The organism is Mixta sp. (assembly GCF_024610815.1).
Classification (GTDB): domain Bacteria; phylum Pseudomonadota; class Gammaproteobacteria; order Enterobacterales; family Enterobacteriaceae; genus Mixta; species Mixta calida.
In genome coordinates, this window is the sequence record NZ_JANION010000219.1 from 1 (window position 1) to 26155 (window position 26155).

Genomic DNA, 26155 nt, shown 5'->3' on the forward strand with positions numbered 1-26155 from the left:
GGCATAACCTGAATCTGAGGCAGCACCTGGCACGGCTGGGACGGAAGTCGCTGTCGTTCTCAAAATCGGTGGAGCTGCATGACAAAGTCATCGGGCATTATCTGAACATAAAACACTATCAATAAGTTGGAGTCATTACCCTATTTTCCGCGACGGGCGCTTTATCGACGAACGCAAGGTCAGCGAGGCCACCATCCCGTGGATTATTGAGCAGATGGTCGGCGATAAGAAAAAACACTTCGACTATCAACCCGCGCCGCAGGGCGACGCCGTACTGGAGGTCAACGGGTTGACCGCCCTGCATCAGAACGGCGGCTACAGGCTTAACGACGTGAGTTTTAGCCTGCGTAAAGGCGAAGTTATCGGCATCTACGGCCTGCTCGGCGCAGGGCGCACCGAGCTGTTTAAAGGGCTGGTCGGCCTGATGCCCTGTCAGAGCGGCAGCATTGCGCTGAACGGACAGCGCCTGGAAAAGGCGCGCTTCCAGGCGCGTTTAAAGAAAGGGCTGGCGCTGGTGCCGGAAGATCGTCAGGGCGAAGGCATGATTCAGATGATGTCGATCCAGTCCAATATGACCCTTTCCGATTTCAGCCTGCAAGGCTTTCGCCGCGCCTGGAAATGGTTGAATCCGCAGCAGGAAAGCGCCAGCGTCAACAAGATGATCCGCCAGCTGGCGATCAAGGTCAGCGATCCTGAACTGCCCATCACCTCGCTGAGCGGCGGCAATCAGCAAAAGGTGGTGCTGGGTAAGGCGCTGATGACCCAACCGCAGGTCGTGCTGCTGGATGAGCCTACGCGCGGCATCGATGTCGGCGCTAAAACCGACGTTTACCACCTTATCGGCAACATGGCGCAGGAGGGGCTTGCCGTTATGTTCTCCTCATCGGAGCTGGATGAAGTGATGGCGCTTGCGGATCGCATTCTGGTGATGGCCGACGGCCGTATTACCGCCGATCTGCCGCGCCATGCGGCGACCCGCGAAAAACTGATCGCGGCGGCGACTCCTCAAGATTAATCAGGCGGAAATTCCCTATGAACCAGAAATATATGATTTATATGTATCTGCTGAAGGCCAGAACCTTTATTGCGCTGCTGCTGGTTATCGCCTTCTTCAGCGTGATGGTGCCGAATTTTCTGACGCTCTCTAATCTGCTGATTATGACGCAGCATGTGGCGATCACCGCGCTGCTGGCTATCGGCATGACGTTAGTGATCCTGACGGGCGGCATCGATCTGTCGGTCGGCGCGGTCGCCGGCATCTGCGGCATGGTGGCGGGCGCGCTGTTGACCAACGGCCTGCCGCTCTGGAACGGACAGATTATCTTTTTCAACGTGCCGGAAGTGATCCTGTGGACCACGCTGTTCGGCGTGGCGGTCGGGCTGATTAACGGCGCGGTCATCACCCGCTTCGGCGTGGCGCCTTTTATCTGCACGCTCGGCATGATGTACGTCGCCAGAGGCGCCGCGCTGCTGTTCAACAACGGCGGCACTTACGCCAATCTCAACGGCATCGATGCGCTGGGCAACACCGGTTTCGCCACGCTCGGTTCCGGCACTCTGCTCGGCATCTATTTTCCCATCTGGCTGATGCTCGCCTTCCTGCTGCTGGGCTTCTGGCTCACCACCAAAACACCGCTTGGCCGCTATATCTACGCCATCGGCGGCAATGAATCCGCCGCGCGTCTTGCTGGCGTGCCGATCGTTAAGGTGAAAGTTTTCGTTTACGCCTTTTCGGGACTTTGCGCCGCGCTGGTGGGGCTGATCGTCGCTTCTCAGCTGCAAACCGCGCACCCCATGACCGGCAATATGTTTGAGATGGACGCCATTGGCGCCACCGTACTGGGCGGCACCGCGCTGGCCGGAGGACGCGGGCGCGTGTCGGGTTCAATCATCGGTGCCTTCGTGATTGTTTTCCTGGCCGACGGCATGGTGATGATGGGCGTCAGCGATTTCTGGCAGATGGTGATTAAGGGCGTCGTCATCGTCACCGCCGTCGTGGTCGATCAGTTCCAGCAGCGTCTGCAAAACAAAGTGATCTTATTGCGCCGCCATGAGGTTCGCCAGGCGTCCAAAGAGCAAATGAATACGACCGCCAAATCAACCGTTTCGGGCTAGCGATTCATCCGCCCGGGCTCTCCCGCCGGGCGTCTATAAGGAGAGAACAGATGCAAAGAGATTTCCATAACAGGACCGTCGTCATCACCGGCGCGTGCCGCGGCATCGGCGCCGGCATCGCAGAGCGCTTCGCGCGCGACGGCGCCAGGCTGGTGATGGTGTCGAACTCAGAACGCGTGGAGGAGACGGCGGCGCAGCTGCGTCAGCGCTATCAGGCGGATATCCTCGCTTTACAGGCGGATGTCACCGATGAAGAACAGGTTCGCGCGCTCTATGAGCAGGCGGCCGCACGCTTCGGCACGATTGACGTGTCAATTCAGAACGCAGGCGTGATTACCATTGATTACTTTGACCGTATGCCGAAAGCGGATTTCGAAAAAGTGCTGGCGGTCAACACTACCGGCGTCTGGCTCTGCTGCCGTGAAGCCGCAAAGTATATGGTTAAACAGAATCAGGGTTGCCTGCTTAACACCTCTTCCGGTCAGGGGCGTCAGGGCTTTATTTACACTCCGCATTACGCCGCCAGCAAAATGGGCGTGATCGGCATTACGCAGAGCCTGGCGCACGAACTCGCGCCGTGGAATATCACCGTCAACGCCTTCTGCCCCGGCATTATTGAAAGCGAAATGTGGGACTACAACGATCGCGTCTGGGGCGAGATTCTTAGCTCTGAACAGAAGCGCTACGGTAAAGGCGAGCTGATGGCGGAATGGGTTGAGGGCATCCCGCTGAAACGCGCGGGTAAACCTGAAGACGTCGCCGGTCTGGTCGCTTTTCTGGCGTCGGACGATGCGCGCTATATCACCGGACAAACCATTAACGTTGACGGCGGCCTGATCATGTCATGACGCATGACGGCTGATAACCTCTTGAGCGAGAGATCGACCATGATAAAGAAAGATTTTGCGCAGCAGCTGTTCAGCCTGACCGGACGCGTTGCTTTTGTTACCGGCGCCGGAAGCGGCATCGGACAAACTATCGCTATCGCCCTGGCCAGCGCGGGCGCGAAAGTGGCCTGCTTCGATTTACGTCAGGATGGCGGGCTGGCTGAAACCGTGAAGCGTATTGAAGAGATAGAGGGCGACGCCTGCGCCTTTACCGGCGATGTACGCCAGCTGTCCGACTTGCGTGACGCCATCGCCACGGTAAAAGAACGCTATGGATGTCTCGACGTGGCGGTCAATGCTGCCGGCATCGCTAACGCCAATCCAGCGCTGGAAATGGAAAGCGAACAGTGGCAGCAGGTGATCGATATTAACCTGACCGGCGTCTGGAACGCCTGTAAAGCGGAGGCGGAACTGATGACGCAGTCGGGCGGCGGCTCGATTATCAATATCGCCTCCATGTCTGGCGTTATCGTCAATCGCGGGCTGGAACAGGCGCACTACAATTGCTCCAAAGCGGGCGTGATCCATTTATCAAAAAGCCTGGCGATGGAGTGGGTAGATAAAAACATTCGCGTTAACAGCATCAGCCCAGGCTATACGGCGACGCCGATGAATACGCGTCCTGAAATGGTGCATCAGACGCAGGCCTTTGAAAGCCAGACGCCGATGCAACGCATGGCGCGCGTGGACGAGATGGCAGGTCCCGCGCTGTTTCTCGCCAGCGACGCGGCCTCATTTTGCACCGGCGTGGATCTGCTGGTCGACGGCGGCTTCGTCTGCTGGTAACGTCGCGGAAAGCGCTCAACGCGAGCGCATACCCATGAAAAAGGCCGCAGCGGAACAGGCTGCGGCCATAATGAAACACTGAGAAAGACGCCAGGTTTATGGCTCGCGGAGCCGTTTTCGTTGGCAAATCAGGCCAGCTGTAAACGGCCCTGCGCAGCGTCTTCTTAACCTCTGTTATCGCGCCAGCCCTACCGCTTCGCCCAGCTGCCAGACCGCCATCGCATAGTGGTTACTGTGGTTATAGCGGGTGATCACGTAGAAGTTAGGCAGCCCGTACCAGTACTGATAAGACTTGCCCATATCGAAGCGCAGCAGGCTGACCTGCGGATTGCCGTTGATCGGCGCCTGAGGACGCAATCCCGCCGCGGCCAGATTTGCGAGGCTGTAACGGGTTTTAAAGCCGGTTTCCAGGCCAGGCGCCTGTCCGCTGGCCGGTATGGCGACCGTTTCGCCCGCCTGCCAGCCGTGCTGTTTGAAATAGTTCGCCACGCTGCCGATGGCGTCGACCGGGTCCCAAAGGTTAGTGTGGCCGTCGCCGTTGAAATCCACCGCGTAGAGCTTTTCCGATGAGGGCATAAACTGGCCGTAACCCATCGCGCCCGCGTAGGAGCCGCGTAAATCCAGCGGATCGTCGCCCTCTTTACGCGCCATCAATAGAAAGGTTTCCAGCTCGCTGGTGAAATATTCCGCGCGACGTGGATAGGCGAAAGAGAGCGTCGCCAGCGCGTCGATAATACGGGTTTTGCCCATTACGCGGCCCCAGCGGGTTTCCACGCCGATAATGCCGACAATGATTTCGGGCGGCACGCCATATTCGCGCTGCGCGCGCTGGAGCGCATCCTGATACTGGTTCCAGAACGCCACGCCTTTTTGCACGTTGTCCGGCGTAATGAACTTATTGCGATAGCGAATCCAGGCGCCGTTAGGCCCCGTTGGTCCCTGATAGCTGGGGGTCGGCGCCTGGCGATCCATCAGGCGCAGCACCCAGTCGAGACGTTTGGTTTGCGCCAGCACGCTGTGCAGCTGCTGACGGTTGAAGCCATGCTCCTGCACCATTTTATCGATAAAGCGCTCCGCCGCCGGATTACCGGAGAAGTCGCCGCTCAGCGGCTGGATCTCATGGCTGGGCTTGAGTAAAAAGCCGCCGTCGCCCAGAAACGGGTTGCCGGTCTGCGTTGGCGGTGGGGAGGAAGGTTTGCTGCTACAGGCAGCCAGTAATACAATCAGCGGTAAGAGGATGCCAGGATGACGCATTGAAAGTCCATATAATCAGCGATGAAAAAGAATAATGGTAAGCAGGGATCTGCGTCAGGTAAAAGAAAATTCCTGGTTTCCGAAAAATATTTTTCCACTGGTTGAAGCGGCGCCGAAGCGCCGCCGGATAACAGCACGCATTTTACTGTCGTGCTGGCGCTTTAGGGCTTTTTGGCGTTGTTTTGCCGAAAAAGCGTCCACTCTTCAACCCGTGTGCCGTCAGGCAAATGACAGTAACCGATTACACCCTCGGGACTCTTTTCCATTTCCACTTTTCCGCCCTGCTGCACGCAGTAAACGGAAGCCGGGTTAGGCGTGCCGATTTTTTGCGGGGCGGCCGGGCGCGAAGCATGACCGCCGCAGCCGGCAAGCAGCATTACCGCTAAAGACATCAGGCTCTTTTTCATCTTCTCTCCTCGTTATATCCATGCCGCGCCGCCGACCAATGGACGACGCGGCGAACCTGTTACTGTTTCACAGCGTCGGCGATGGCGGGATCGGCCTGCCAGAGACGGTATTTCACCTCAACGTCAGCAGGCGTATACACCACGATCGGCAGCTTGCTGTTATAACGCAGCAGACCTTGCTGAAGATTAGCAGCGATAAATTCACGATGTTTGCGCTTATCCGCGCACATCATCTGCGTTGATGCAGGCGGCGTGAGACGCTTAACCACCAGATAGTCATATCCCCAGCCTTCCAGCGTGCGCTGCTCGGTTTCCGCGCCCAGCATTACCCGGTTGCAGTCTCGCTCCAGCGTTTTGCCTATCAGCAGCTCCACTTTATAGCGCTCTTCATTCTGCTGGGGCGGCAGATAAATCACCTGCCTGATCTGTCCTTTCTCCGCAGCCGGATAAGGCGCCACGCTTTCCAGTTTCGCATGCGGTCCCGCATCGGATTTAGCTCCGGCCCATGCCGAAGAGGCGATAAATAACGCGCTAAGCGCAATAGCAATATTTTTCATCTCTGTTCCCGAGTGTTTTTAAACTAATCGTCCAATCCACAACAGGATAACTTTATTTTATGCTCAAAATAAACAGTAAAATCGGATAAAAAAGCCTCCTTCTGACGTTACCGATTTTCTGGCTGGATCACGCCTGAGACCGTTACATCCCAGATAAAGCGCGATCTGCATCACAAAACCTCAGGCAGCAGCAGGAATATCCATCTCTATGGACCATTTAACATCACGCCCGCCCCAGAGAATTCTGTATGTTGCCGTATGATGCAGCATTCTCATCCTGGAGCCGTAAAATGTCTTATGTTAACAACAGCTTAGATATTGCCGATACGCACAGACGCAAGGTGCGTCGTATGAATCTGTTTATCTCTTTTTCCGCCGCGCTGGCTGGCCTGCTGTTCGGGCTGGATATCGGCGTGATTTCAGGCGCGCTGCCCTTTATTACCCACCATTTTTCCCTTACCAGCCATCAGCAGGAGTGGGTAGTGAGCAGCATGATGCTCGGCGCGGCGCTGGGCGCGCTCTGCAACGGCTGGGTCTCCTCGCGCCTGGGCCGCAAATACAGCCTGATGGCGGGCGCGATCCTGTTTATTCTCGGCTCGCTCGGTTCGGCGTTCGCCAATAGCCTGGAGGTGCTGCTGGCGGCGCGCGTGGTACTGGGCGTCGCGGTCGGTATCGCCTCCTATACCGCCCCGCTCTACCTTTCTGAAATGGCGAGCGAAAATATTCGCGGCAGAATGATCAGCATGTACCAGCTAATGATCACTTTCGGCATCCTGCTGGCCTTTCTCTCTGACACCGCGCTGAGCTATAGCGGCAACTGGCGCGCCATGCTCGGCGTGCTGGCGCTGCCGGCTGTGGTACTGTTCGCCATGGTGATCTTCCTGCCCAACAGCCCGCGCTGGCTGGCGGCAAAGGGACTGCATATCGAAGCGGAAGAGGTGTTGCGCATGCTGCGCGATACGTCGGATAAAGCGCGCGAGGAGCTGAATGAGATTCGTCAGAGCCTGCAAATGAAACAGGGCGGCTGGACGCTGTTCCGCCGCAACGGCAACGTGCGACGCGCGGTGTTCCTCGGCATGCTGTTGCAGGCGATGCAGCAATTTACCGGCATGAACATCATTATGTACTACGCGCCGCAGATCTTTAAAATGGCGGGCTTCAGCAATACCCAGCAGCAGATGATGGCGACAGTGGTGGTCGGCCTGACCTTTATGCTGGCGACGCTGATTGCGGTATTTACCGTTGATAAAGCAGGCCGCAAGCCGGTGCTGAAAATCGGCTTTACTGTGATGGCGTTCGCCACGCTGGTGCTCGGCTACTGCCTGATGCAGGCGGGCCGGGGCGAGATCACTACTGGCCTTTCCTGGCTTTCGGTCGGCATGACGATGATGTGCATCGCCGGTTACGCCATGAGCGCTGCGCCGGTGGTCTGGATCCTCTGTTCGGAAATTCAGCCGCTGAAATGCCGCGATTTCGGCATCACCTGCTCGACCACCACCAACTGGATCGCCAATATGATTATCGGCGCGACCTTCCTGACGCTGCTGGACACCATCGGCGCGGCGGGCACTTTCTGGCTCTATACCGGCTTTAATTTGGCGTTTGTGGTCATTACCTTCTGGCTTATCCCGGAAACTAAAAACGTGACGCTGGAGCATATCGAGAAGAACCTGATGTCGGGCAAGAAGCTGCGCGACCTGGGGCAATAATCCCGTGCGCTTCCTTAAAGGATGATAAGGAAGTGCGCCTTTCCCTCCTGCCAGGCGGCGCCCTCTCAGGGGTTGCCGTGGTTTCCCTTATCGCTGTAGCATCCTTTAGTATGTTGTAACTACTTATGTCGCTGTCCGCAGCGATGGCTACCCGCGCCCTCTTACCGCCTGCGCCGCGTATCTCTGTTATATCCATGCCTCACCGCGCCCCTGTGCCACACCGTTGCATAACCCCGTCAGCGTCACGCTTATGCTTTTCATCGGTCCTAAACCCCTTCTTTTTTGATACCGCACAATCCTGAGTTACCCATTTAGAGGTATACAGAACTGCTTTTTTGAACGGGTCCGATGAGCCGTTGCGATAATAACGATAACCAGGAGGTTACATGGCGAGGAAAAGGCGCCTTTTGAGCATGTCGTGGCTGAAAGGCTGGCCGGTGCTGGGGGTGATGTTACTGGGGGCGATAGCGGGCGTGGCGCTGTTTGCCGGCGGCGTCACGCTGATGCATAAAACCAGCGACAGCGAATTTTGTGTTTCATGCCACAGCATGCAGCGCCCGCTGGCGGAATATCAGGGCAGCATCCACTTTCAGAATTCGAAGGGCATCCGCGCAGAGTGCGCCGACTGCCACGTACCGCCGCAGCCGGTAGACTATCTGTTGACCAAGGCGGGCGCGCTGAAAGATGTGGTCGGCGAAATCAGCGGTAAAATCAACAGCGAAGAGAAATATAACGCCCATAAGCTGGAGATGGCGGAATCGGTGTGGAAAACCATGAAGGCCAATGACTCCGCCACCTGCCGTAGCTGCCACAGCTTCGAGGCGATGGATACGCTGGCGCAGCGTCCCGAAGCGCGCAAAGCGCATCCAACGGCGATGCGCGAAGGTCAAACCTGTATCGACTGTCATCGCGGCGTGGCGCATATCCTGCCCGACATGAGCGACAGTAACGCCAGCGGCGCGGCGCAGCTGCTGGCCGCCGCCGCCCATGCATCGGACAAGGCGAGCACGCTCTACGCCGTCGCCACGCAGCCCTTTAGACTGGCGCAGAACGGCACGGAATCCGACGGCACGCTGTTCCCTTCGACCAAAGTCACCATTCTGCAACGCGACGGCGATCAATTGCAGGCGCGGCTGGACGGCTGGCGACAGCAGGATGTGCCGGGCGCGATCTACGCCGCGCCGGGCAAACGCATCATGAGCGCCGTGCTGGACGACGCGGCGGCAAAACAGGTTGAGGTGAACGGCGGGAAAACCGACGGCGAAACCGGGCAACGCTGGGATCGGGTGTCGCTGACGCTCTGGCTGCCGACAAAAATCCTGATCGACGATCAACAGAAAATCTGGCAGTACGCCGCCGGACTGATGTCGGCCAACTGTACCGGCTGTCACGGCCTGACCGCGCTGGATCACTTCACCGCCAATCAGTGGATCGGCGTAATGAAAGGCATGGCGCCGCGCACCTCGCTGAATGAAGAACAGCTGCGCCTGCTGACGCAGTATGCGCAAAAGCACGCCAGCGACAGCATTAACCCACAGGGAAGCGAACAATGAAAAAAGATCTTCTTTCCGCCTGGTCCCGGCGACGTTTTTTACAGGCTGGCGGCGGGCTGATGGCGGCCAGCGCGCTGCACTTCGGCTACAGCAAATCCGCGCTGGCGCAGGCGATCGGCAAGGCGCTGCCGCAGTTTACCGCGCTGCGCCCGGCGCAAAAAGGGGTGCTGACCGCCGCCCACTGGGGCGCGTTTGAAGCCATTATCGAACAGGGCCGCATGGTCGGCGTTCAGCCGGTAAAAGATGACCCGGCGCCCGACGCGCTGATTGAGATGGCGCCCTGGCAGGTCTACGCGCCGAACCGCATTAAAACGCCGATGGTGCGTAAAAGCTGGCTGGAAAACGGCCCCGGCAGCCATACCGAGCTGCGCGGACGCGACGCCTGGGTGCCGGTCAGCTGGGATAAGGCGATTGATTTGGTCAGCGATGAGATCCGCCGCCTGCAACAGACATACGGCCCTTCTTCCATTTACGCCGGCTCCTACGGCTGGAAAAGCACCGGCATGCTGCACAACTGCCGCGCCTTGTTACATCGCCTGATGAATTTGGCAGGCGGCTTCCTCAGCTACAGCGGCGACTACTCTACCGGCGCGGCGCAGGTGATCATGTCGCACGTCGTCGGCTCGATGGAGGTTTATGAACAGCAGACCAGCTGGCCCAACGTGATTGAGCACAGCGAGCTGGTGATCCTTTGGGGCTGCAACCCGCACACCACGTTGAAAAACAGCTGGAACGTGCCGGATCATGTCGGCCTCGACGGTTTCGCGCAGCTGGCGAACAAGGGCACGCGCGTGATCAGCATCGATCCGGTTTATCAGCCGGGCGCGAAAGAGCTCAGCGCGCAGTGGATCGCGCCGCACGCCTATACCGATTCCGCTCTCATTCTGGGCATCGCCCATACGCTGCTGAGTGAAAACCTGCACGACGAAGCGTTTTTGCAACGCTATACCGTCGGGTTCGACCGTTTCCGCGCCAGCCTGCTGGGCGAAAGCGACGGCGTGGTGAAAAGCGCCGACTGGGCCAGCGCCGTCTGCGGCGTGGAAGCAGAGGTGATTCGTCAACTGGCGCGCGAGATGGCACGCAAGCGCACCATGATTATGGCGGGCTGGGGCATTCAGCGTCAGCATCATGGCGAGCAGCCGCACTGGCTGCTGGTGACGCTGGCGGCGATGCTGGGTCAGATTGGTCTGCCGGGCGGCGGCTTCGGCTTCAGCTATCACTACTCCTCCGGCGGCAGCCCGACGGCGCGCGGCGGCATTATCTCCGGCATCAGCGCCGGCAGCGCGCCAGCCAACGCGCCCGCGCCGATTCCGGTGGCGCGCATCGCCGATTGTCTGGCCAACCCTGGTAAAACCATTAACTTCAACGGTCGCCAGGTGACTTATCCCGATGTGAAAATGGTCTACGTGGCGGGCGGCAACCCTTTCCACCATCATCAGGACACCAACAATCTGCTGCAGGCGTGGCGGCGGCCGGACACCATTGTGGTGCAGGAGCCTTACTGGACGGCGACCGCCAAACACGCCGATATCGTGCTGCCCTGCACCACCAGCTATGAGCGCAACGATCTGGAGATGGGCGGCGACTATTCGCAGCTCTACGTTTTCCCGATGCATCAGTGCGTCGCGCCGCAGCATCAGGCGCGCAACGATTTTGATATTTTCCGCGCGCTGGCGGCGCGTCTCGGCGTTGAACAGGCCTTTACCGAAGGCAAAGATGAGATGCTGTGGCTGAAGTCGATGTACGACAATATGAAAAGCCAGGCACGCGACGCAGGCAGCGCGCTGCCGCCGTTCGATATGTTCTGGCAGTCAAACAGCTATATCCGTTTCCCGATCCCGGAAGCGAATAAACAGTGGGTGCGCTTCGCCGATTTTCGCGCCGATCCGCTGCTCAATCCGCTCGGCACGCCGTCGGGCAAAATTGAAATCTTCTCGCAGCGCATCGCGGGCATGAACTATCCCGACTGCCCCGGTCTGCCCGGCTGGCTGCCGCCGCTGGAGTGGCATGGCGGCGAAGCGGCCAAACGCTGGCCGCTGTCGCTGAATACCGCCCATCCTACCCTGCGGCTGCATTCCCAGCTTGATAACACGCCGCTGCGCGAGAAGCATGCCGTCGCTAACCGCGAGGAGATCCTGATTAACGAGCGGGACGCCGCCCGGCGCGGCATCCAGAGCGGCGATCTGGTGCGCGCTTTTAACGATCGCGGTCAAATCCTGGTCGGCGCGGTGGTGACCGCCGATATTCGTCCGGGCGTGGTGCGCATCAGCGAAGGCGCCTGGTACGATCCCGCCGATCCCGCACAGCCCGGCGCGCTGTGCCGCAACGGCAACGTTAACTGCCTGACCGTGGATATCGGCACCTCGATGCTGGCGCAGGGCAACTGCGGCCATATGGCGCAGCTGGAGATTGAAAAATATCAGGGCGAGCCGCCGCCGAACCATGCGCACGCCGCCCCGCCCGGCGTGGTCTGATGGCGTTGCAGGCCCGCGTCCGGCGGGCCTGCTCTTCGAACTTTCCCCGTTTCCGTCTCTGCGAGATGTTTTTTATACCTGCCTTCCTACACGTTGCAGCATGGCGCAGTGTCTTATGCGCAGACAGTGACGCGCTTCCGATCGCTGATTAATTTTCGCGCAGCCGACCGCTCCGTTCCCGACGCTTTTGGCTAACGATGCTAGTTTTATTCACATCTGCTGTTTCAGCGCGCTGCATAAGGAGACCTCCCGTGCGCATTCGTCCCTTTACTGAAGCCGACCGCCCTTTTCTGCGGACGCTGTTCCTCGCCTCGCGTAAGGCGAACTGGACATGGCTCGATTCCAGCGCCTGGCAGCTGGAGGATTTCGATCAGGTGGTGTTAGGCGAAAGCGTGCTGGTCGCCGAGGAAGATGGACACCGGCTCGGCTTTGCCGCCTTTCTGGAGAATGACAATTTTCTGCACAGCCTGTTTGTCGATCCGCAGTTTCAGGGGCGCGGCGCGGGCAGCGCGCTGTTAAAGGCGGTGCAGGAGCGCTTTACCGCCACCGGCGCGCTGAAGTGTCTGCTGGCGAACAGCCGCGCACAGAATTTCTATCTGCGGCACGGCTGGCAGGTCATTTCCCACGGCGAAAGCGAGCAGGGAAAATATGTGCTGATGCACTTCAAGAAAGCCTCATCCTGGCCGAGAAAAGCGGAAGGGTCTTAAGTTAACATATTGATAATATTTAACTTATCCACTTAACACTGTAAAAGCGTGAGCTTTCTCCCCGCATTCTTATCTCTGTTGCCACCTTTCCCGCAGGGCTGACCGTGCGGGAAAGGTTTCCTGCGCCGCGCGACGCTACTTTTGTCTCTAACCAAAGGATGCCGAGACGGCAGCCGTTTTATTGATTACGGGAGAGAACCATGAGCTTTCAACTGGCGTTACCAGGCATCAGCCTGCACGGCTATGGCGCCATTAGCGACTTGGCGCAGCTGCTGGCGCAGAAAAACTGGGGCAAGGCGCTAATCGTTACCGACGACCAGCTCGCTGAGCTGGGACTGACGCAGAGCCTTACCGACAGTTTGCAACAGCACACTATTCCTTACGCCCTGTTTACCGGCGTGGCGCCGAACCCAACCGAAGAGCAGGTACAGGCAGGGCTGGTCGCCTTTCGTCAGCAGCAGTGCGATTTTCTGATCGCCTTTGGCGGCGGCAGCCCGATCGACACCGCCAAGGCGATTAAAATTCTGACCGCCAACCCCGGCAGAGCGGTTGATTACGCGGGCGTCGGCAAGGTGCGTCATCCCGGCGTGCCGCTGGTGGCGATCAACACGACCGCCGGCACCGCCGCCGAAGCCACCAGCAACGCGGTGATCACCGACAGCGCGCGCCAGATTAAACAGGTGATTATCGACGCGCATCTGATCCCTGATATCGCGGTGGACGACCCTGCCGTAATGCTCGGCATCCCCAGGGACATTACCGCCGCCACCGGCATGGACGCGCTGACCCATGCGCTGGAGGCGTATGTCTCGACAGGCGCGCACGTCCTGACCGACCCCTGCGCGCTGGAGGCGATCGCCCTGATTCATCGCTGGCTGCCTGTGGCGGTGGCGGATGGCGGAAATCGCGAGGCGCGCGAGATGATGGCCTGCGCGCAATATCTGGCGGGCATGGCCTTCAACAGCGCCGGACTGGGGCTGGTGCATGCGCTGGCGCATCAGCCGGGCGCCACGCACAACCTGCCGCACGGCGTCTGCAACGCCATTCTGCTGCCGGTGGTGGCGGCCTTTAATCGTCCCGCCAGCGTTAAGCGCTTCGCCCGCATCGCCGCCGCGCTGGGCGTCGATACGACGAAGATGGATGACGAAGCCGCCAGCCACGCCGCGATTCAGGCGCTGCGCCAGCTGGCTGACGACGTGGGCATTCCCGCCGGTTTCCGGCAGTTAGGCATTGAAGAGAAGGATATCGAAGGCTGGCTGGACAAGGCGCTGGCCGATCCCTGCGCGCCCGCCAATTCCCGTACCGCCACGCGCGAGCAGGTACGGGAACTCTATCAGCAGGCGCTGTAGGCCGGATTACAGGGCGCGAAAGGCGATTTCGCCGGGGATGATTTCGCCCTGCCAGTAAAGCTGGGCGGCCACCGCGCCCGCCAGCTCGCGATACAGGGCGGCGAAGCTGCTCTCCGGGCGGCGGATCACCGTCGGTTCGCCGGCGTCCAGATCTTCACGCAGCGTAATGTGCAGCGGCAGCTGGCCCAGCAGGCGGGTGTGGTATTTCTCCGCCAGCAGCTCTGCGCCGCCGCTGCCGAAAATCGCTTCGTGGTGGCCGCAGTTGCTGCAAATATGCATGCTCATGTTTTCCACCACGCCCAGCACCGGCACTTCCACCTTCTCAAACATCACGATGCCCTTGCGTGCGTCGATCAGCGCAATATCCTGCGGCGTGGTGACGACGACGGCGCCGGTGACCGGAATGTTTTGCGCCAGGGTCAGCTGAATATCGCCGGTGCCCGGCGGCATATCCAGAATCAGGTAATCCAGCTCCGGCCAGAGGGTCTCATTCAGCAGCTGCATCAGCGCCTTGCTGGCCATCGGGCCGCGCCACACCATCGCGTTATCTTCCGTCACCAGATAGCCGATAGAGTTGGTAGCGAGACCGTGCGACATAATCGGCGCCATATGCTTGCCGTCCGGCGAGGCGGGACGCTGATCTTCGGCGCCCAGCATGGTCGGCACCGACGGGCCGTAGATGTCGGCGTCGAGAATGCCCACGCGCGCCCCTTCGGCCACCAGCGCCAGCGCCATATTGACGGCGGTGCTCGATTTACCGACGCCGCCCTTGCCGGAGCTGACGGCGATAATGTTTTTCACCCCGTTGACGCCCGGCTGGTTTTTCACCCGCTTCAGGGTAGCGATATCGTGACTCAGCCGCCAGTCGATCGCCTGCGCCCCGGTGATGCGCAGCAGATCGGCGCTGGTCTGCTCTTTCAGCGCCTCGAAGCCGCTGCCCCAGGCGAAGGGCATTTTAATCTCTACGTGCAGCTTGCCGTCCATCAGCGCGACATGGTGCAGCGCCTTGAGGGCGGTAAGGTTATGCTTTAGCGTCGGATGTTCAAAAGTCGTCAATGTGCCGGCGACCATCGCGCGCAGCGTATCGGGCGAAAGCGCCCCGTGGGATTGTGGACTCATCCCTTCTCCTCGTGATTCAGGTTGTTTTATGTCCGGCGTGCGGCCAGTCTCCATTACGGGAGATTATTGGACATAGTGCGATCGTCTTAAGCATACCAGAAGCCCCGACAGATCGTGTTTGCCTGGCGATGCGCTAAATCCCTTTGTTTACGCCGGGTCGGGCTTTCGGTTAACATCTAAAGCCCTTTTTAACCAGAAGAAACATGTCCCGCTATGACTCAAGTCGCGAAAAAAATAATGGTAACGTGCGCTCTGCCGTACGCAAATGGTCCCATCCATCTTGGCCATATGCTGGAGCACATCCAGGCTGATATCTGGGTCCGTTACCAGCGAATGCGCGGCAATCAGGTATGGTTCATTTGCGCTGACGACGCGCACGGCACGCCGATTATGCTGAAAGCGCAGCAGATGGGCATTACCCCTGAGCAGATGATTGCTGAGATGAGTCAGGCGCATCAGAAAGATTTCGCTGGCTTTAACATCAGCTACGACAACTACCACTCCACGCACAGTGATGAAAACCGTGAGCTGTCGGCGCTGATCTACAACCGTTTGAAAGAGAACGGTTTCATTAAGAATCGCACGATTTCGCAGCTGTTCGACCCGGAAAAAGGCATGTTCCTGCCTGACCGCTTCGTTAAAGGCACCTGCCCGAAATGTAAAGCCGCCGACCAGTATGGCGACAACTGCGAAGTGTGCGGTTCGACCTATAGTCCGACCGAGCTGATCGATCCAAAATCGGTGGTCTCCGGCGCCACGCCGGTGATGCGCGATTCTGAACACTTCTTCTTCGATCTGCCGTCATTCAGCGAAATGTTGCAGGCCTGGACCCGTTCCGGCGCGCTGCAGGAGCAGGTGGCGAACAAGATGCAGGAGTGGTTTGAATCCGGCCTGCAGCAGTGGGATATCTCCCGCGACGCTCCCTACTTCGGTTTTGAAATTCCGGGCGCTCCGGGCAAATATTTCTACGTCTGGCTGGATGCGCCGATCGGCTATATGGGTTCGTTTAAGAATCTGTGCGACAAACGCGGCGACCTGGATTTCGACGAGTTCTGGAAAAAAGATTCCACTACCGAGCTCTATCACTTTATCGGCAAGGATATCGTCTACTTCCACAGCCTGTTCTGGCCGGCGATGCTGGAAGGCAGTAACTTCCGCAAACCGAACAACCTGTTTGTGCACGGCTATGTCACGGTCAACGGCGCGAAGATGTCCAAGTCGCGCGGCACCTTTATCAAGGCCAGCACCTGGCTTGAGCATCTGGACGCCGACAGCCTGCGCTACTACTACGCGGCGAAGCTCTCTTCGCGCATCGACGATATCGACCTGAACCTGGAAGATTTCGTGCAGCGCGTTAACGCCGACATCGTCAACAAAGTGGTGAACCTGGCTTCGCGCAACGCCGGCTTTATCGCCAAGCGTTTCGGCGGCCAGCTGGCCGATCATCTGGCAGATCCGGCGCTCTACAAAACCTTTACCGACGCCTCCGCCAGCATCGGCGATGCCTGGGCCAGCCGCGAATATGGCCGCGCCATCCGCGAAATTATGGCGCTGGCGGATATGGCCAACCGCTACGTTGACGAACAGGCGCCGTGGGTGGTGGCGAAGCAGGAAGGCCGCGACGCCGATCTGCAGGCGATCTGCACCATGGGCATCAACCTGTTCCGCGTGCTGATGACCTGGCTGAAGCCGGTGCTGCCTTCGTTAAGCGAGCGCGTGGAAGCGTTCCTGAAGGCGGAGCTGCTGTGGGATGCCATTGACACCCCGCTGCTGAACCATGAAGTCGCGCCGTTTAAAGCGCTCTACAGCCGCATCGAAATGCCGAAAATCAACGCGCTGATCGAAGCCTCGAAAGAGGACGCCGCGGCCGCCGCGCAGCCTGCTGCAAGCGGCCCGCTGGCGGACGATCCCATCGGCGACACCATCACCATCGACGATTTTGCGAAGGTGGATATGCGCGTGGCGCTGATCAAAACCGCCGAACTGGTGGAAGGCTCCGACAAGCTGCTGCGTCTGGTGCTGGACGTGGGCGGCGAAACGCGCCAGATCTTCTCCGGTATTCGCGCCGCCTACCCCGATCCGTCGGTGCTGGTCGGCCGCCACACCATTATCGTCGCCAACCTGGCGCCGCGTAAGATGCGTTTCGGCGTGTCGGAAGGCATGGTGCTGTCGGCGGGTCCGGGCGGAAAAGATCTGTTCATTCTTGGCGCGGACAACGGCGCCCAGCCCGGCATGCCGGTGAAATAAGCCTCCCCGACGCCGCTCTGCTGTTAATAACGCCCCGCTCAGGGGCGTTTTTTGCCGCATCGCCTGATTATGTGATCGGTAGCACGATTAGCCGTTTCAGCGTATGATTACCTGCGTCAAAAACAGGAGTCTGCCATGGCCGCCGTGCTCTCTGCCTGCTGGCGCTATCTGCGCGCCTTCATCATCATCTATCTCTGTCTGTATGCCGGCATCGGCATTTCATCCCTGCTGCCCATTGTTATTCCCGGCAGTATTATCGGGATGCTGATCCTCTTTCTTTTGCTGGGTTTTCAAATCGTTCCGGTAAACTGGGTGAAGCCCGGCTGCTACCTGATCATTCGCTATATGGCGCTGCTGTTTGTGCCGATCAGCGTTGGCGTGATGAACTACACCGATGTGCTCGCCGCCCAGTTTGGGCCTATTTTCGTCTCCTGCGTGCTCAGCACCCTGCTGGTGTTGATCGTCGTCGGCTACAGTTCGCATCGTCTGCACGGCAAGCCCATCGTCGGAGAAAAGCATGATGAGTGATATCTGGTGGTCGCTGCCGCTGACGCTGGCGGTGTTTTTCGGCGCGCGCTGGCTGGCGGCGCGGGTAAAAATCTCGCTGTTTAATCCGCTGCTGATCTCGATGGCGGTGATTATTCCCCTGCTGCTGCTGATCAATATGCCCTATGCGCGCTACTTTCAGGGCAGCGCTATCCTCAATAGCCTGCTGCAACCGTCGGTGGTGGCGCTGGCGCTGCCGCTCTATGAACAGCTGCATCAGATTCGCGCGCGCTGGAAATCGATTATCGCCGTCTGCTTTATCGGCAGCATGACCGCGATGGTTTCCGGCACCGCCATCGCTCTCTGGCTGGGCGCCACGCCGGAAATCGCCGCCACCGTTTTGCCCAAATCGGTCACCACGCCTATCGCCATGGCGGTCTCCGCCTCGCTGCACGGTATTCCGGCCATCAGCGCCATCTGCGTGCTGGTGGCGGGCGTGCTGGGCGCGGTGTTCGGTCATATGCTGCTGAACCTGATGCGCATAAAAACCAAAGCGTCGCGCGGGCTGGCCATCGGCAACGCTTCGCATGCCCTCGGCACCGCGCGCTGCGCCGAACTCGATTTTCAGGAGGGCGCGTTCAGTTCGCTGGCGCTGGTGATCTGCGGCATCATCACTTCGCTGCTGGCGCCGTTCCTGTTTCCGCTGCTGCTGGCGCTGTTGGGTTAAACGCGCCGCGCAACGGTTAAAATTTGCGAGAGATCGCGCAAATTGTCATTTCATTTCACGCATTACATTGCCGTAGCGACAGAGATCACATATAACCCCCTGCCGGTGCTTTACAATTTTGGGATAACCCCAGCTATAAGAGGCATGCAATGCATCCATGTTTTCGTCCGGCTTTTGCCGGTTTAGCGGCCGAGCTTCAGGCCGCGCTACTTCCTGTCCTTGACGCTGACGATTTTGCCGCCTTTTTGACCCCTGACCAGGTAGCCGTACTCTGCCAGGAGAGCGGCCTGAATGAAGACGCGCTGGCGCTGGCGCTGCTGCCGCTGGCCGCCGCCTGCGCCGTCACGCCGCTGTCGAAATTCAACGTCGGCGCGGTCGCGCGCGGTCAGAGCGGATACTGGTATTTCGGCGCCAATATGGAGTTCGCCGGCGCCACTATGCAGCAGACGGTGCATGCCGAGCAGAGCGCGGTCACCCACGCCTGGCTACGCGGCGAAAGCGGTCTGGCGACCATGACCGTCAACTACACGCCCTGCGGCCACTGTCGTCAGTTTATGAATGAGTTGAACAGCGGCACGGCGCTGCGCATCAGCCTGCCGGACCGCCCGGTGGTGACGCTGGCCGACTACCTGCCTGACGCCTTCGGCCCGCGCGATCTGAACATCACCACGCTGGTGATGGATAAGGTGGATCACGGCTATCGCGCCGGGGGCGACGCGCTGGCGCAGGCGGCGATCGCCGCCGCCAACCGCAGCCATGCCCCCTACAGCCAGGCGCACAGCGGCGTCGCGCTGCAAACCGCCAGCGGCGCCTGCTATCACGGCGGCTATATCGAAAACGTCGCCTTCAACCCCAGCCTGCCGCCGTTGCAGGCGGCGCTGATCCTGCTGAATATGCACGGCGAAAGCTGCCATGAGATTACACGCGCCGTGCTGGCGGAAAGCCCCGACGCGCAGCTGCGTCAGCAGCCCGCCACCGCCGCGACCTTACAGGCGCTCGGCTGCCATCAACTGGAAGTGGTTGCGCTGCGAAAAGCGTAAGTCCGGGCTTCGTCTTACCGGCCGCGTCCGTCGATAACGAATGCGGCCCACTCAGCGGCGCGCCGCCTTCCGCTTTTCAGACGCTTTCCGCAAAAAAGCGTCCGCTTTTGTTAACGGCGGTTAACAAAAGCTGTACTTCTGCGTGAATTTTCTTAGGATCGTGGCACACCCTTGTTGTTATAAAAACACTGGCCACTTCCCCAAAGAGAACGTGCCTGTAACCGGAGCAAACACCGCATGGAACTCGATTACGAGAGTAAACGTCCGCTTTATATCCCTTACGCTGGTCCTATCCTGCTGGAATTTCCCCTGCTGAATAAAGGCAGCGCCTTTACCATCGAAGAGCGCAACGACTTCAACCTTAACGGCCTGCTGCCGGAAACGGTTGAAACCATCGAAGAACAGGCCGAACGCGCCTGGCGTCAGTTCCAGGATTTTAAGAACAATAACGATAAGCACGTTTATCTGCGCAATATTCAGGATACCAACGAAACCCTGTTTTATCGCCTGCTCGATAACCATCTCGAAGAGATGATGCCGATTATCTATACCCCGACGGTCGGCGCCGCCTGCGAACATTTCTCTGAAATCTACCGTCGCGCCCGCGGTCTGTTTATCTCCTACCCGAACCGCGCCAGCATTGAAGATATGCTGCAAAACGCTACCAAGCAGAATGTAAAAGTGATCGTAGTGACGGACGGCGAACGTATTCTCGGCCTCGGCGACCAGGGCATCGGCGGCATGGGCATTCCGATCGGCAAACTGTCGCTCTATACCGCCTGCGGCGGAATCAGCCCGGCCTATACCCTGCCGGTGGTGCTGGATGTCGGCACCAATAATCAGCAGTTGCTGAACGATCCGCTTTACATGGGCTGGCGTCATCCGCGCATTACCGGCGAGGAGTACGATCGCTTCGTCGACGAGTTTATCCAGGCGGTGCGCAGCCGCTGGCCGAACGTGCTGTTGCAGTTTGAAGATTTCGCGCAGAAGAACGCTATGCCGCTGCTGGAGCGCTACCGCGACCAGCTCTGCTGCTTTAACGACGATATCCAGGGCACCGCGGCGGTAACGCTCGGCACGCTGATCGCCGCCAGCCGCGCGGCGGGCAGCCGCCTGCGCGATCAAAACGTGGTGTTCCTTGGCGCAGGTTCCGCCGGTTGCGGCATCGCCGAGCAGATTATCGCCCAGATGAAGTCAGAGGGACTGAGCGACGAAGAGGCGCGCGCCAAAGTCTTTATGGTGGACCGCTTCGGCCTGCTGACCGACAAGCTGCCGAACCTGCTGAGCTTCCAGAGCAAGCTGGTGCAGAAAAGCGAAAACCTTGCCAGCTGGCATCTGGACAGCGATGCGATCTCGCTAATGGACGTAGTGCGCAACGCCAAACCTGATATTCTGATCGGCGTATCGGGTCAGCCGGGCCTGTTCAGCGAAGAGATTATTCGTGAAATGCACAGCCACTGCGCGCGTCCGATCGTGATGCCGCTCTCCAACCCAACCTCGCGCGTGGAAGCGACGCCGGCGGACATCCTCGCCTGGACCGACGGCGCGGCGCTGGTCGCCACCGGCAGCCCCTTCGCGCCGGTCACCCTGCACGATAAAACTTATCCCATCGCCCAGTGCAACAACTCCTATATTTTCCCCGGCATCGGCCTGGGCGTTATCGCCTCCGGCGCGACGCGCGTCACCGACAGCATGCTGATGGCGGCCAGCCGCGCGCTGGCGGACTGTTCGCCGCTGGTGAACGAGGGCGAAGGTCCGGTCCTGCCGGAGGTGAAAGATATTCAGGGCGTGTCGAAAGTGATCGCGATGGCGGTAGGCAAAGCGGCGCAGCTGGCGGGCGTGGCGGTCGTCACCTCGGAAGATGTGCTGTCGAAGGCGATAGCCAATAATTTCTGGATGCCGCAGTATCGTAACTATCGTCGCACCTCGATTTAACACAAACGCGATCTCCGTCATGCGTCATGGCGGAGATTGTCTAAAAAAACCGCGTCTGACCGGCGCGCGCTTGCGTCAGCTTACCGGCTCAAGTAGCCTTGAGCCATTCATTCCGCCCCGTCCAGAGCTACGCCGAACATGTTGAAACGCATGACATATGGCCTGATTATCATCCTGCTGCTGATGATACTGGCTGCGCTCGGCCTCGATCGCTGGATCGCCTGGAAAACCGCCCCGCTGGTGTATGACGATTTGACCTCGCTGCCGCACCGTCAGGTGGGCGTGGTGTTGGGCACCGCCAAATATTATCGCGCCGGGGTGCCGAACCAGTATTACCACTACCGCATTCAGGGCGCGCTGAACGCCTACAACAGCGGTAAGGTGAACTACCTGCTGCTGAGCGGCGACAACGCCCAGCAGAGCTATAACGAGCCGATGACCATGCGACGCGATCTGATCGCCGCCGGGGTCAATCCTGCCGATATCGTGCTGGATTACGCGGGCTTCCGCACGCTGGACTCCATCGTGCGCACGCGCAAGGTGTTCGACACCAACGACTTCATTATCATTACCCAGCGTTTCCACTGCGAGCGCGCGCTGTTTATCGCGCTGCATATGGGCATTCAGGCGCAGTGCTACGCCGTGCCGTCGCCGAAAAATATGCTGACCGTGCGCGCGCGCGAAGTCGCCGCCCGTCTCGGCGCGTTGGCCGATCTTTATATTATGAAGCGCGAGCCGCGTTTCCTTGGCCCGCTGGTGCCGATTCCGGCAGTGCATGAAGTGCCGCAGGATGCGCAGAGCTATCCGGCGGTGACGCCGGAGCAGCTGCTGGAGCTGGAGCAGCGGCAGAAGAAGAAATAAGGCGTTTCTGCCCTTGCGCGTACAGGGTTCAGCCGTGACCGCGCGCCATAAAAAAGCCGACCCTCAGGTCGGCTTTTTTACAGTGGAGGACGGCGAGCTGCACCGCCGTCCTGCCGGTTACTTCTTACGCGAGTATTTCAGTGAATCCAGCGCCACGGCGAAGATAATGATGCCGCCCTTGATGATGTACTGCCAGTAGGGGTTAACGCCGATATAGGTCAGGCCGTAGTTGATAACGGTGAAGATCAGCACGCCGGTCACCACGCCCGCTACGGTGCCGACGCCGCCGGCAAAGGAGACTCCGCCCACCACGCACGCCGCAATCGCATCCAGCTCATACATAAAGCCGAGGTTGTTGGTGGCGCTGCCGATACGACCCGCTTCCAGCATGCCGCCGAAGGCGTAGAACACGCCGGACAGCGCATAGATCAGGATCAGGTTAAGCGGTACGTTAACGCCGGAGACCTTCGCCGCTTCCGGGTTGCCGCCGATAGCGAAGATGTTTTTGCCGAAGCGCGTTTTGTTCCATAGGATCCAGACAAACACGATAGCGATCACGGCGTAGAAGGTGATGTAGGAGAGTTTGAAGTCCCCGAAGCGCAGGAAGCCCTGAGCGAACTTCGAGAAGCCAGCGTCAAAGCCCGCGATCGGCGACGCACCCACGTAGTCGTAATAGAGCGAGTTGATGCCGTAGACAATGATCATGGTGCCCAGCGTGGTGATAAAGGGCGTCACTTTCAGGTAGGCGATGATGATGCCGTTCAGCAAACCAATCAGGCCGCCGATAACGCACACCGTCAGGATCACCAGCGGAATCGGCACGGTATCCAGCTGCGGGAAAACTTTGTTGGCGTTGTCCATCGCCTGCAGCATGGTAGCGGCCACTACCGCCGCCAGGCCCACCTGACGCCCGGCGGAGAGGTCGGTGCCCTGGGTCACGATCAGCCCGGCGACGCCCAGCGCGATAATAATACGCACCGAGGACTGGGTCAGAATATTACTCAGGTTCATTAAGCTGAGAAAGGTCGGGTCCTGGAAAATAATAATTGCCAGCAGCACCAGCAATACGACATAGATGCCGCCCTCTTTCAACCAGGTCAGCGCATTCTTTTTCGTTGTAGCTTTCATGGTAACAACCCTTACATCATTAAAGGTGTAACGACGCTAAACGTAATATTTCGTTTTGCGTGGTAGTTTTTGTTTCGACGATGCCCGCGACCAGGCCATTGCTCATTACCAGGATGCGATCGGTAATACCCAGCAGCTCCGGCATTTCGGAAGAGATAATAATGATGCCCTTATCCTTCTTCGCCAGTTCAGAAATAAGCTGGTAAATTTCAAACTTGGCGCCGACGTCAATGCCGCGCGTTGGTTCATCCAGCATTAATATTTCCGGCTGGGTTAACAGCCAGCGACCGATAATCACTTTCTGCTGGTTGCCGCCGGAAAGCGAGCCGATAGCGGTATGATGCCCCGGCGTTTTTACCCGCATGGCGTCAATTACCCACTGGGTATCGCTTTTCATTCGGCTGTTATCCAGCAGGCCGAGCTTATTTTTATACTGGCGAATATTGGAAATTAACGAGTTAAAGCCAATATCCAGATAGGCGTAAATACCGGTCGAGCGGCGCTCTTCCGTTACCAGCGCAAAGCCGTGATTAATCGCTTCATTGGCGCTGTGATTATTAATCGCTTTACCGTGCAGCTTAATGGTGCCGCCCGATTTTTCGCGGATGCCGAACAGCGTTTCCACGATATCGGTGCGCTTGGCGCCCACCAGCCCGGCGATGCCGAGAATCTCCCCTTTATGCAGATCGAAAGAGACGTCGCGAATGGAAGGCTGACGCAGCGAGGTAAGGTTGCGCACCTCAAGGATCACTTCGCCCGGCACGTTGGTCTTATCCGGGAAGCGCTGGTTAAGGGAACGGCCAACCATCATGGCGATGATCTTATCCATATCCAGCCCTTCCAGCGGCTGGGTGCTGATCCACTGGCCGTCGCGCAGAATAGTGATTTCATCGCACAGCTGGAATATCTCTTCCATCTTATGCGAAATATAAACAATGCCGCAGCCGCGATCTTTCAGCTTACGGATAATGGTGAACAGATGATTCACCTCTTTTTCCGTCAGCGAGGAGGTCGGCTCATCCATAATCACAATTTTGGCGTCGTAGGAAAAGGCTTTAGCGATTTCCACCATCTGCATTTGCGATACGGAAAGATTCGCTACCTTATCACGCGGATCGATATCAATATCCAGCTCATCAAAAATGGCTTTGGTGTCGCGATACATTTTATCGTGATCGACAAACAGCCCTTTTTTCGGATAACGTCCCAGCCACATGTTATCCATGACCGAACGTTGCAGCACCAGGTTTAATTCCTGATGCACCATTGATACGCCATTTTCCAGCGCTTCTTTCGCGCTGGTGAAATTAATCTCTTTCCCCTGAAACAGAATTGTTCCGCTATCTTTGCTGTAAATACCAAACAGGCATTTCAGCAGCGTCGATTTACCCGCGCCATTCTCCCCCATAAGCGCGTGAACGGAATGCGGCCGGACTTTCAGATTCACATTATCCAAAGCCTTCACGCCAGGAAATGACTTACTGACATTAGTCATCTCCAGCAAGAATTCATGCTGCTGTGTTGTGTTTTCACTGGCCATAATTTACCTGGCTGAAAATTGTCTGCGTCTGGCGAATAAGGGCGCGGTGAGCGCCGCGCCCAATAGGATTTATTTACTGAACTGAGAAAGGTTCTCTTTATCTACCGCGACGTAAGGAATACGTACGATTTTATTTTCCAGTTTGAAGTTGGTGCCGTCAGCGGCCGGTTTGCCGTCGGCCAGGTTTTTCGCCAGGTCGAAGGTGGCTTTCGCCTGGTTAGCGCCATCATTCAGCACGGTGCCCGCCATTGCGCCCGATTTTACCATCGCCAGCGCTTCCGGCAGCGCATCGACGCCGAATACCGGAATAGCCGTTTTGTTGTGCGCCTTCAGCGCTTCTACCGCGCCCATCGCCATCGCGTCGTTGTTAGCGATCACCACTTCGATCTTGTTGGCATTCGGGCCGGAGAGCCAGGCGTCAACCTTATCTTTCGCCTGCGCGGTGTCCCACATCGCGGTATCCATCGCCAGCTGCTGCGTTTTGATGCCGTCTTTGTTCAGGGTGTCGATAACATATTTGGTGCGCGCTTCAGCATCGGGATGGCCCGGTTCGCCTTTCAGCAGCACGAACTGAATCTGGCCATCTTTATTCAGATCCCACGCTGGCGTCGCTTTCCAGTGTTTCTCAATCAGCTGACCCTGAATCACGCCGGACTCTTTGGAGTCGGTGCCGACGTAGTAGGCTTTGTCATAGCTGGCCAGCACTTTCGCGTTTGGCTCTTTGTTGAAGAACACTACCGGCACGTCATTGCTGCGCGCTTTGTCGATCACCACGCCCGCCGCAGCCGGGTCCACCAGGTTGATCGCCAGGGCTTTAACCCCTTTCGCCAGCAGCACGTCGATCTGATCGTTCTGCTTGGACTGGTCATTCTGCGAGTCATTCATCAGCAGCTGCACGCCGCCGGCAGCCTGCGCGTCTTTTTCAATATCCTTACGCACCATCGACATAAAGTTATCGTCATATTTGTAGATGGTGACGCCAATACGGGTATCTGCTGCGTGCGCCGTTGCGCCAAACATCATGCTGGCAACCAGGGCTGTGAGGGTGAAAACCTTCTTATTCATAGTATCTCCGGTTTTTGCAGGGTCGTTCTACGTCCGGTCCCTTCACCCTGTCGGGTAAAGAAAAGCGGACATTCAGTGAAAAAATCGGTTCAGGCGGGTCGTTATCGAAAGGTTACCCAAAGCCGATGGATTGCTGACACAAAACCTGACTTCCTTAATCGGTAACGCTTCCTGGAAAGTAATGACAAAATATTGCACGGCGCGCGTGA

Annotated in this window: 22 protein-coding genes and 1 pseudogene; 16 read left to right on the forward strand and 7 right to left on the reverse strand. The window is 58.4% G+C overall.

What is annotated here, in order from left to right:
* The 5 genes and pseudogenes from MYY08_RS16690 to MYY08_RS16710 form a co-directional block, all read left to right on the forward strand.
* A partial coding sequence (locus MYY08_RS16690; protein WP_001680212.1) for an IS1 family transposase occupies nucleotides 1-125 on the forward strand: 125 nt, incomplete at its 5' end.
* 17 nt (nucleotides 126-142) lie between these two features.
* Nucleotides 143-1015, forward strand: a pseudogene (locus MYY08_RS16695) (ATP-binding cassette domain-containing protein); the annotation flags it as partial.
* Between the two features lie 17 nt (nucleotides 1016-1032).
* On the forward strand, nucleotides 1033-2115 hold the full coding sequence (locus MYY08_RS16700) for an ABC transporter permease (protein WP_084970580.1): 1083 nt from the start codon (nucleotides 1033-1035) through the stop codon (nucleotides 2113-2115).
* Nucleotides 2116-2165: 50 nt separating this feature from the next.
* Entirely contained in the window at nucleotides 2166-2963 is a 798-nt protein-coding gene (locus MYY08_RS16705; protein WP_084970581.1) for a glucose 1-dehydrogenase, read from the forward strand.
* Between the two features lie 39 nt (nucleotides 2964-3002).
* Nucleotides 3003-3788: an SDR family oxidoreductase gene (locus MYY08_RS16710; protein ID WP_038625238.1), complete on the forward strand. Its 786-nt coding sequence runs from the start codon at nucleotides 3003-3005 to the stop codon at nucleotides 3786-3788.
* A gap of 174 nt (nucleotides 3789-3962) precedes the next feature.
* Here MYY08_RS16710 and mltB read toward each other — a convergent pair whose 3' ends face one another.
* The 3 genes from mltB to eco all read right to left on the reverse strand — a co-directional run bounded on the left by mltB (nucleotide 3963) and on the right by eco (nucleotide 6006).
* Nucleotides 3963-5042: a lytic murein transglycosylase B gene (gene mltB, locus MYY08_RS16715; protein WP_038625237.1), complete on the reverse strand. Its 1080-nt coding sequence runs from the start codon at nucleotides 5040-5042 to the stop codon at nucleotides 3963-3965.
* 161 nt (nucleotides 5043-5203) lie between these two features.
* The gene (locus MYY08_RS16720; protein ID WP_038625236.1) at nucleotides 5204-5449 is read right to left on the reverse strand and encodes a putative hemolysin; all 246 of its coding nucleotides are present in this window, start codon (nucleotides 5447-5449) and stop codon (nucleotides 5204-5206) included.
* Between the two features lie 59 nt (nucleotides 5450-5508).
* Complete coding sequence (eco, locus tag MYY08_RS16725; protein WP_038625235.1) at nucleotides 5509-6006, reverse strand: serine protease inhibitor ecotin; 498 nt, start codon at nucleotides 6004-6006, stop codon at nucleotides 5509-5511.
* A gap of 290 nt (nucleotides 6007-6296) precedes the next feature.
* On the opposite strand from eco, the gene MYY08_RS16730 reads away from it, so the two are divergent.
* The 5 genes from MYY08_RS16730 (at nucleotide 6297) to fucO (ending at nucleotide 13798) form a co-directional block, all read left to right on the forward strand.
* Nucleotides 6297-7715 (forward strand): sugar porter family MFS transporter, encoded by a 1419-nt coding sequence (locus MYY08_RS16730; protein ID WP_038625234.1) that lies wholly within the window; start codon nucleotides 6297-6299, stop codon nucleotides 7713-7715.
* Nucleotides 7716-8128: 413 nt separating this feature from the next.
* Nucleotides 8129-9268 (forward strand): NapC/NirT family cytochrome c, encoded by a 1140-nt coding sequence (locus MYY08_RS16735; protein WP_244555306.1) that lies wholly within the window; start codon nucleotides 8129-8131, stop codon nucleotides 9266-9268.
* Nucleotides 9265-11742 (forward strand): trimethylamine-N-oxide reductase TorA, encoded by a 2478-nt coding sequence (gene torA / locus MYY08_RS16740; protein WP_288015009.1) that lies wholly within the window; start codon nucleotides 9265-9267, stop codon nucleotides 11740-11742. Before MYY08_RS16735 ends, torA begins: the two co-directional genes overlap by 4 nt.
* Before the next feature lie 251 nt (nucleotides 11743-11993).
* A complete protein-coding gene (locus tag MYY08_RS16745) occupies nucleotides 11994-12449 on the forward strand; it encodes a GNAT family N-acetyltransferase (protein ID WP_084970582.1) in 456 nt (151 codons plus the stop codon).
* A gap of 200 nt (nucleotides 12450-12649) precedes the next feature.
* On the forward strand, nucleotides 12650-13798 hold the full coding sequence (gene fucO, locus MYY08_RS16750) for a lactaldehyde reductase (RefSeq protein WP_084970583.1): 1149 nt from the start codon (nucleotides 12650-12652) through the stop codon (nucleotides 13796-13798).
* A gap of 6 nt (nucleotides 13799-13804) precedes the next feature.
* Here fucO and apbC read toward each other — a convergent pair whose 3' ends face one another.
* Complete coding sequence (apbC, locus tag MYY08_RS16755; RefSeq protein WP_038625229.1) at nucleotides 13805-14917, reverse strand: iron-sulfur cluster carrier protein ApbC; 1113 nt, start codon at nucleotides 14915-14917, stop codon at nucleotides 13805-13807.
* 213 nt (nucleotides 14918-15130) lie between these two features.
* Between apbC and metG the strand changes: the two genes are divergently transcribed.
* The 6 genes from metG to sanA all read left to right on the forward strand — a co-directional run bounded on the left by metG (nucleotide 15131) and on the right by sanA (nucleotide 22213).
* Nucleotides 15131-17164, forward strand: a complete 2034-nt coding sequence (gene metG, locus MYY08_RS16760) for a methionine--tRNA ligase (protein WP_288015013.1) — start codon at nucleotides 15131-15133, stop codon at nucleotides 17162-17164.
* Nucleotides 17165-17299: 135 nt separating this feature from the next.
* The gene (locus MYY08_RS16765; protein ID WP_038625227.1) at nucleotides 17300-17692 is read left to right on the forward strand and encodes a CidA/LrgA family protein; all 393 of its coding nucleotides are present in this window, start codon (nucleotides 17300-17302) and stop codon (nucleotides 17690-17692) included.
* Nucleotides 17682-18377, forward strand: coding sequence for a CidB/LrgB family autolysis modulator (locus tag MYY08_RS16770; RefSeq protein ID WP_103790966.1), 696 nt, complete (start codon nucleotides 17682-17684; stop codon nucleotides 18375-18377). Before MYY08_RS16765 ends, MYY08_RS16770 begins: the two co-directional genes overlap by 11 nt.
* A gap of 149 nt (nucleotides 18378-18526) precedes the next feature.
* Nucleotides 18527-19417 carry a cytidine deaminase gene (gene cdd / locus MYY08_RS16775; protein ID WP_288015015.1) on the forward strand — a complete coding sequence of 297 codons (891 nt, stop codon included), beginning with the start codon at nucleotides 18527-18529 and terminating at the stop codon, nucleotides 19415-19417.
* Nucleotides 19418-19654: 237 nt separating this feature from the next.
* Nucleotides 19655-21352: an NAD-dependent malic enzyme gene (locus tag MYY08_RS16780; RefSeq protein ID WP_038625224.1), complete on the forward strand. Its 1698-nt coding sequence runs from the start codon at nucleotides 19655-19657 to the stop codon at nucleotides 21350-21352.
* Nucleotides 21353-21490: 138 nt separating this feature from the next.
* Entirely contained in the window at nucleotides 21491-22213 is a 723-nt protein-coding gene (sanA, locus tag MYY08_RS16785; RefSeq protein ID WP_038625223.1) for an outer membrane permeability protein SanA, read from the forward strand.
* Between the two features lie 117 nt (nucleotides 22214-22330).
* On the opposite strand, the gene mglC is transcribed toward sanA, so the two are convergent.
* From mglC to mglB, 3 genes are all read right to left on the reverse strand, one after another.
* Entirely contained in the window at nucleotides 22331-23341 is a 1011-nt protein-coding gene (mglC, locus tag MYY08_RS16790) for a galactose/methyl galactoside ABC transporter permease MglC (RefSeq protein ID WP_038625222.1), read from the reverse strand.
* A gap of 19 nt (nucleotides 23342-23360) precedes the next feature.
* On the reverse strand, nucleotides 23361-24881 hold the full coding sequence (gene mglA, locus MYY08_RS16795; RefSeq protein WP_038625221.1) for a galactose/methyl galactoside ABC transporter ATP-binding protein MglA: 1521 nt from the start codon (nucleotides 24879-24881) through the stop codon (nucleotides 23361-23363).
* A 69-nt stretch (nucleotides 24882-24950) separates the two neighbouring features.
* Nucleotides 24951-25946, reverse strand: coding sequence for a galactose/glucose ABC transporter substrate-binding protein MglB (mglB, locus tag MYY08_RS16800; protein WP_038625220.1), 996 nt, complete (start codon nucleotides 25944-25946; stop codon nucleotides 24951-24953).
* Nucleotides 25947-26155: the final 209 nt, after the last annotated feature.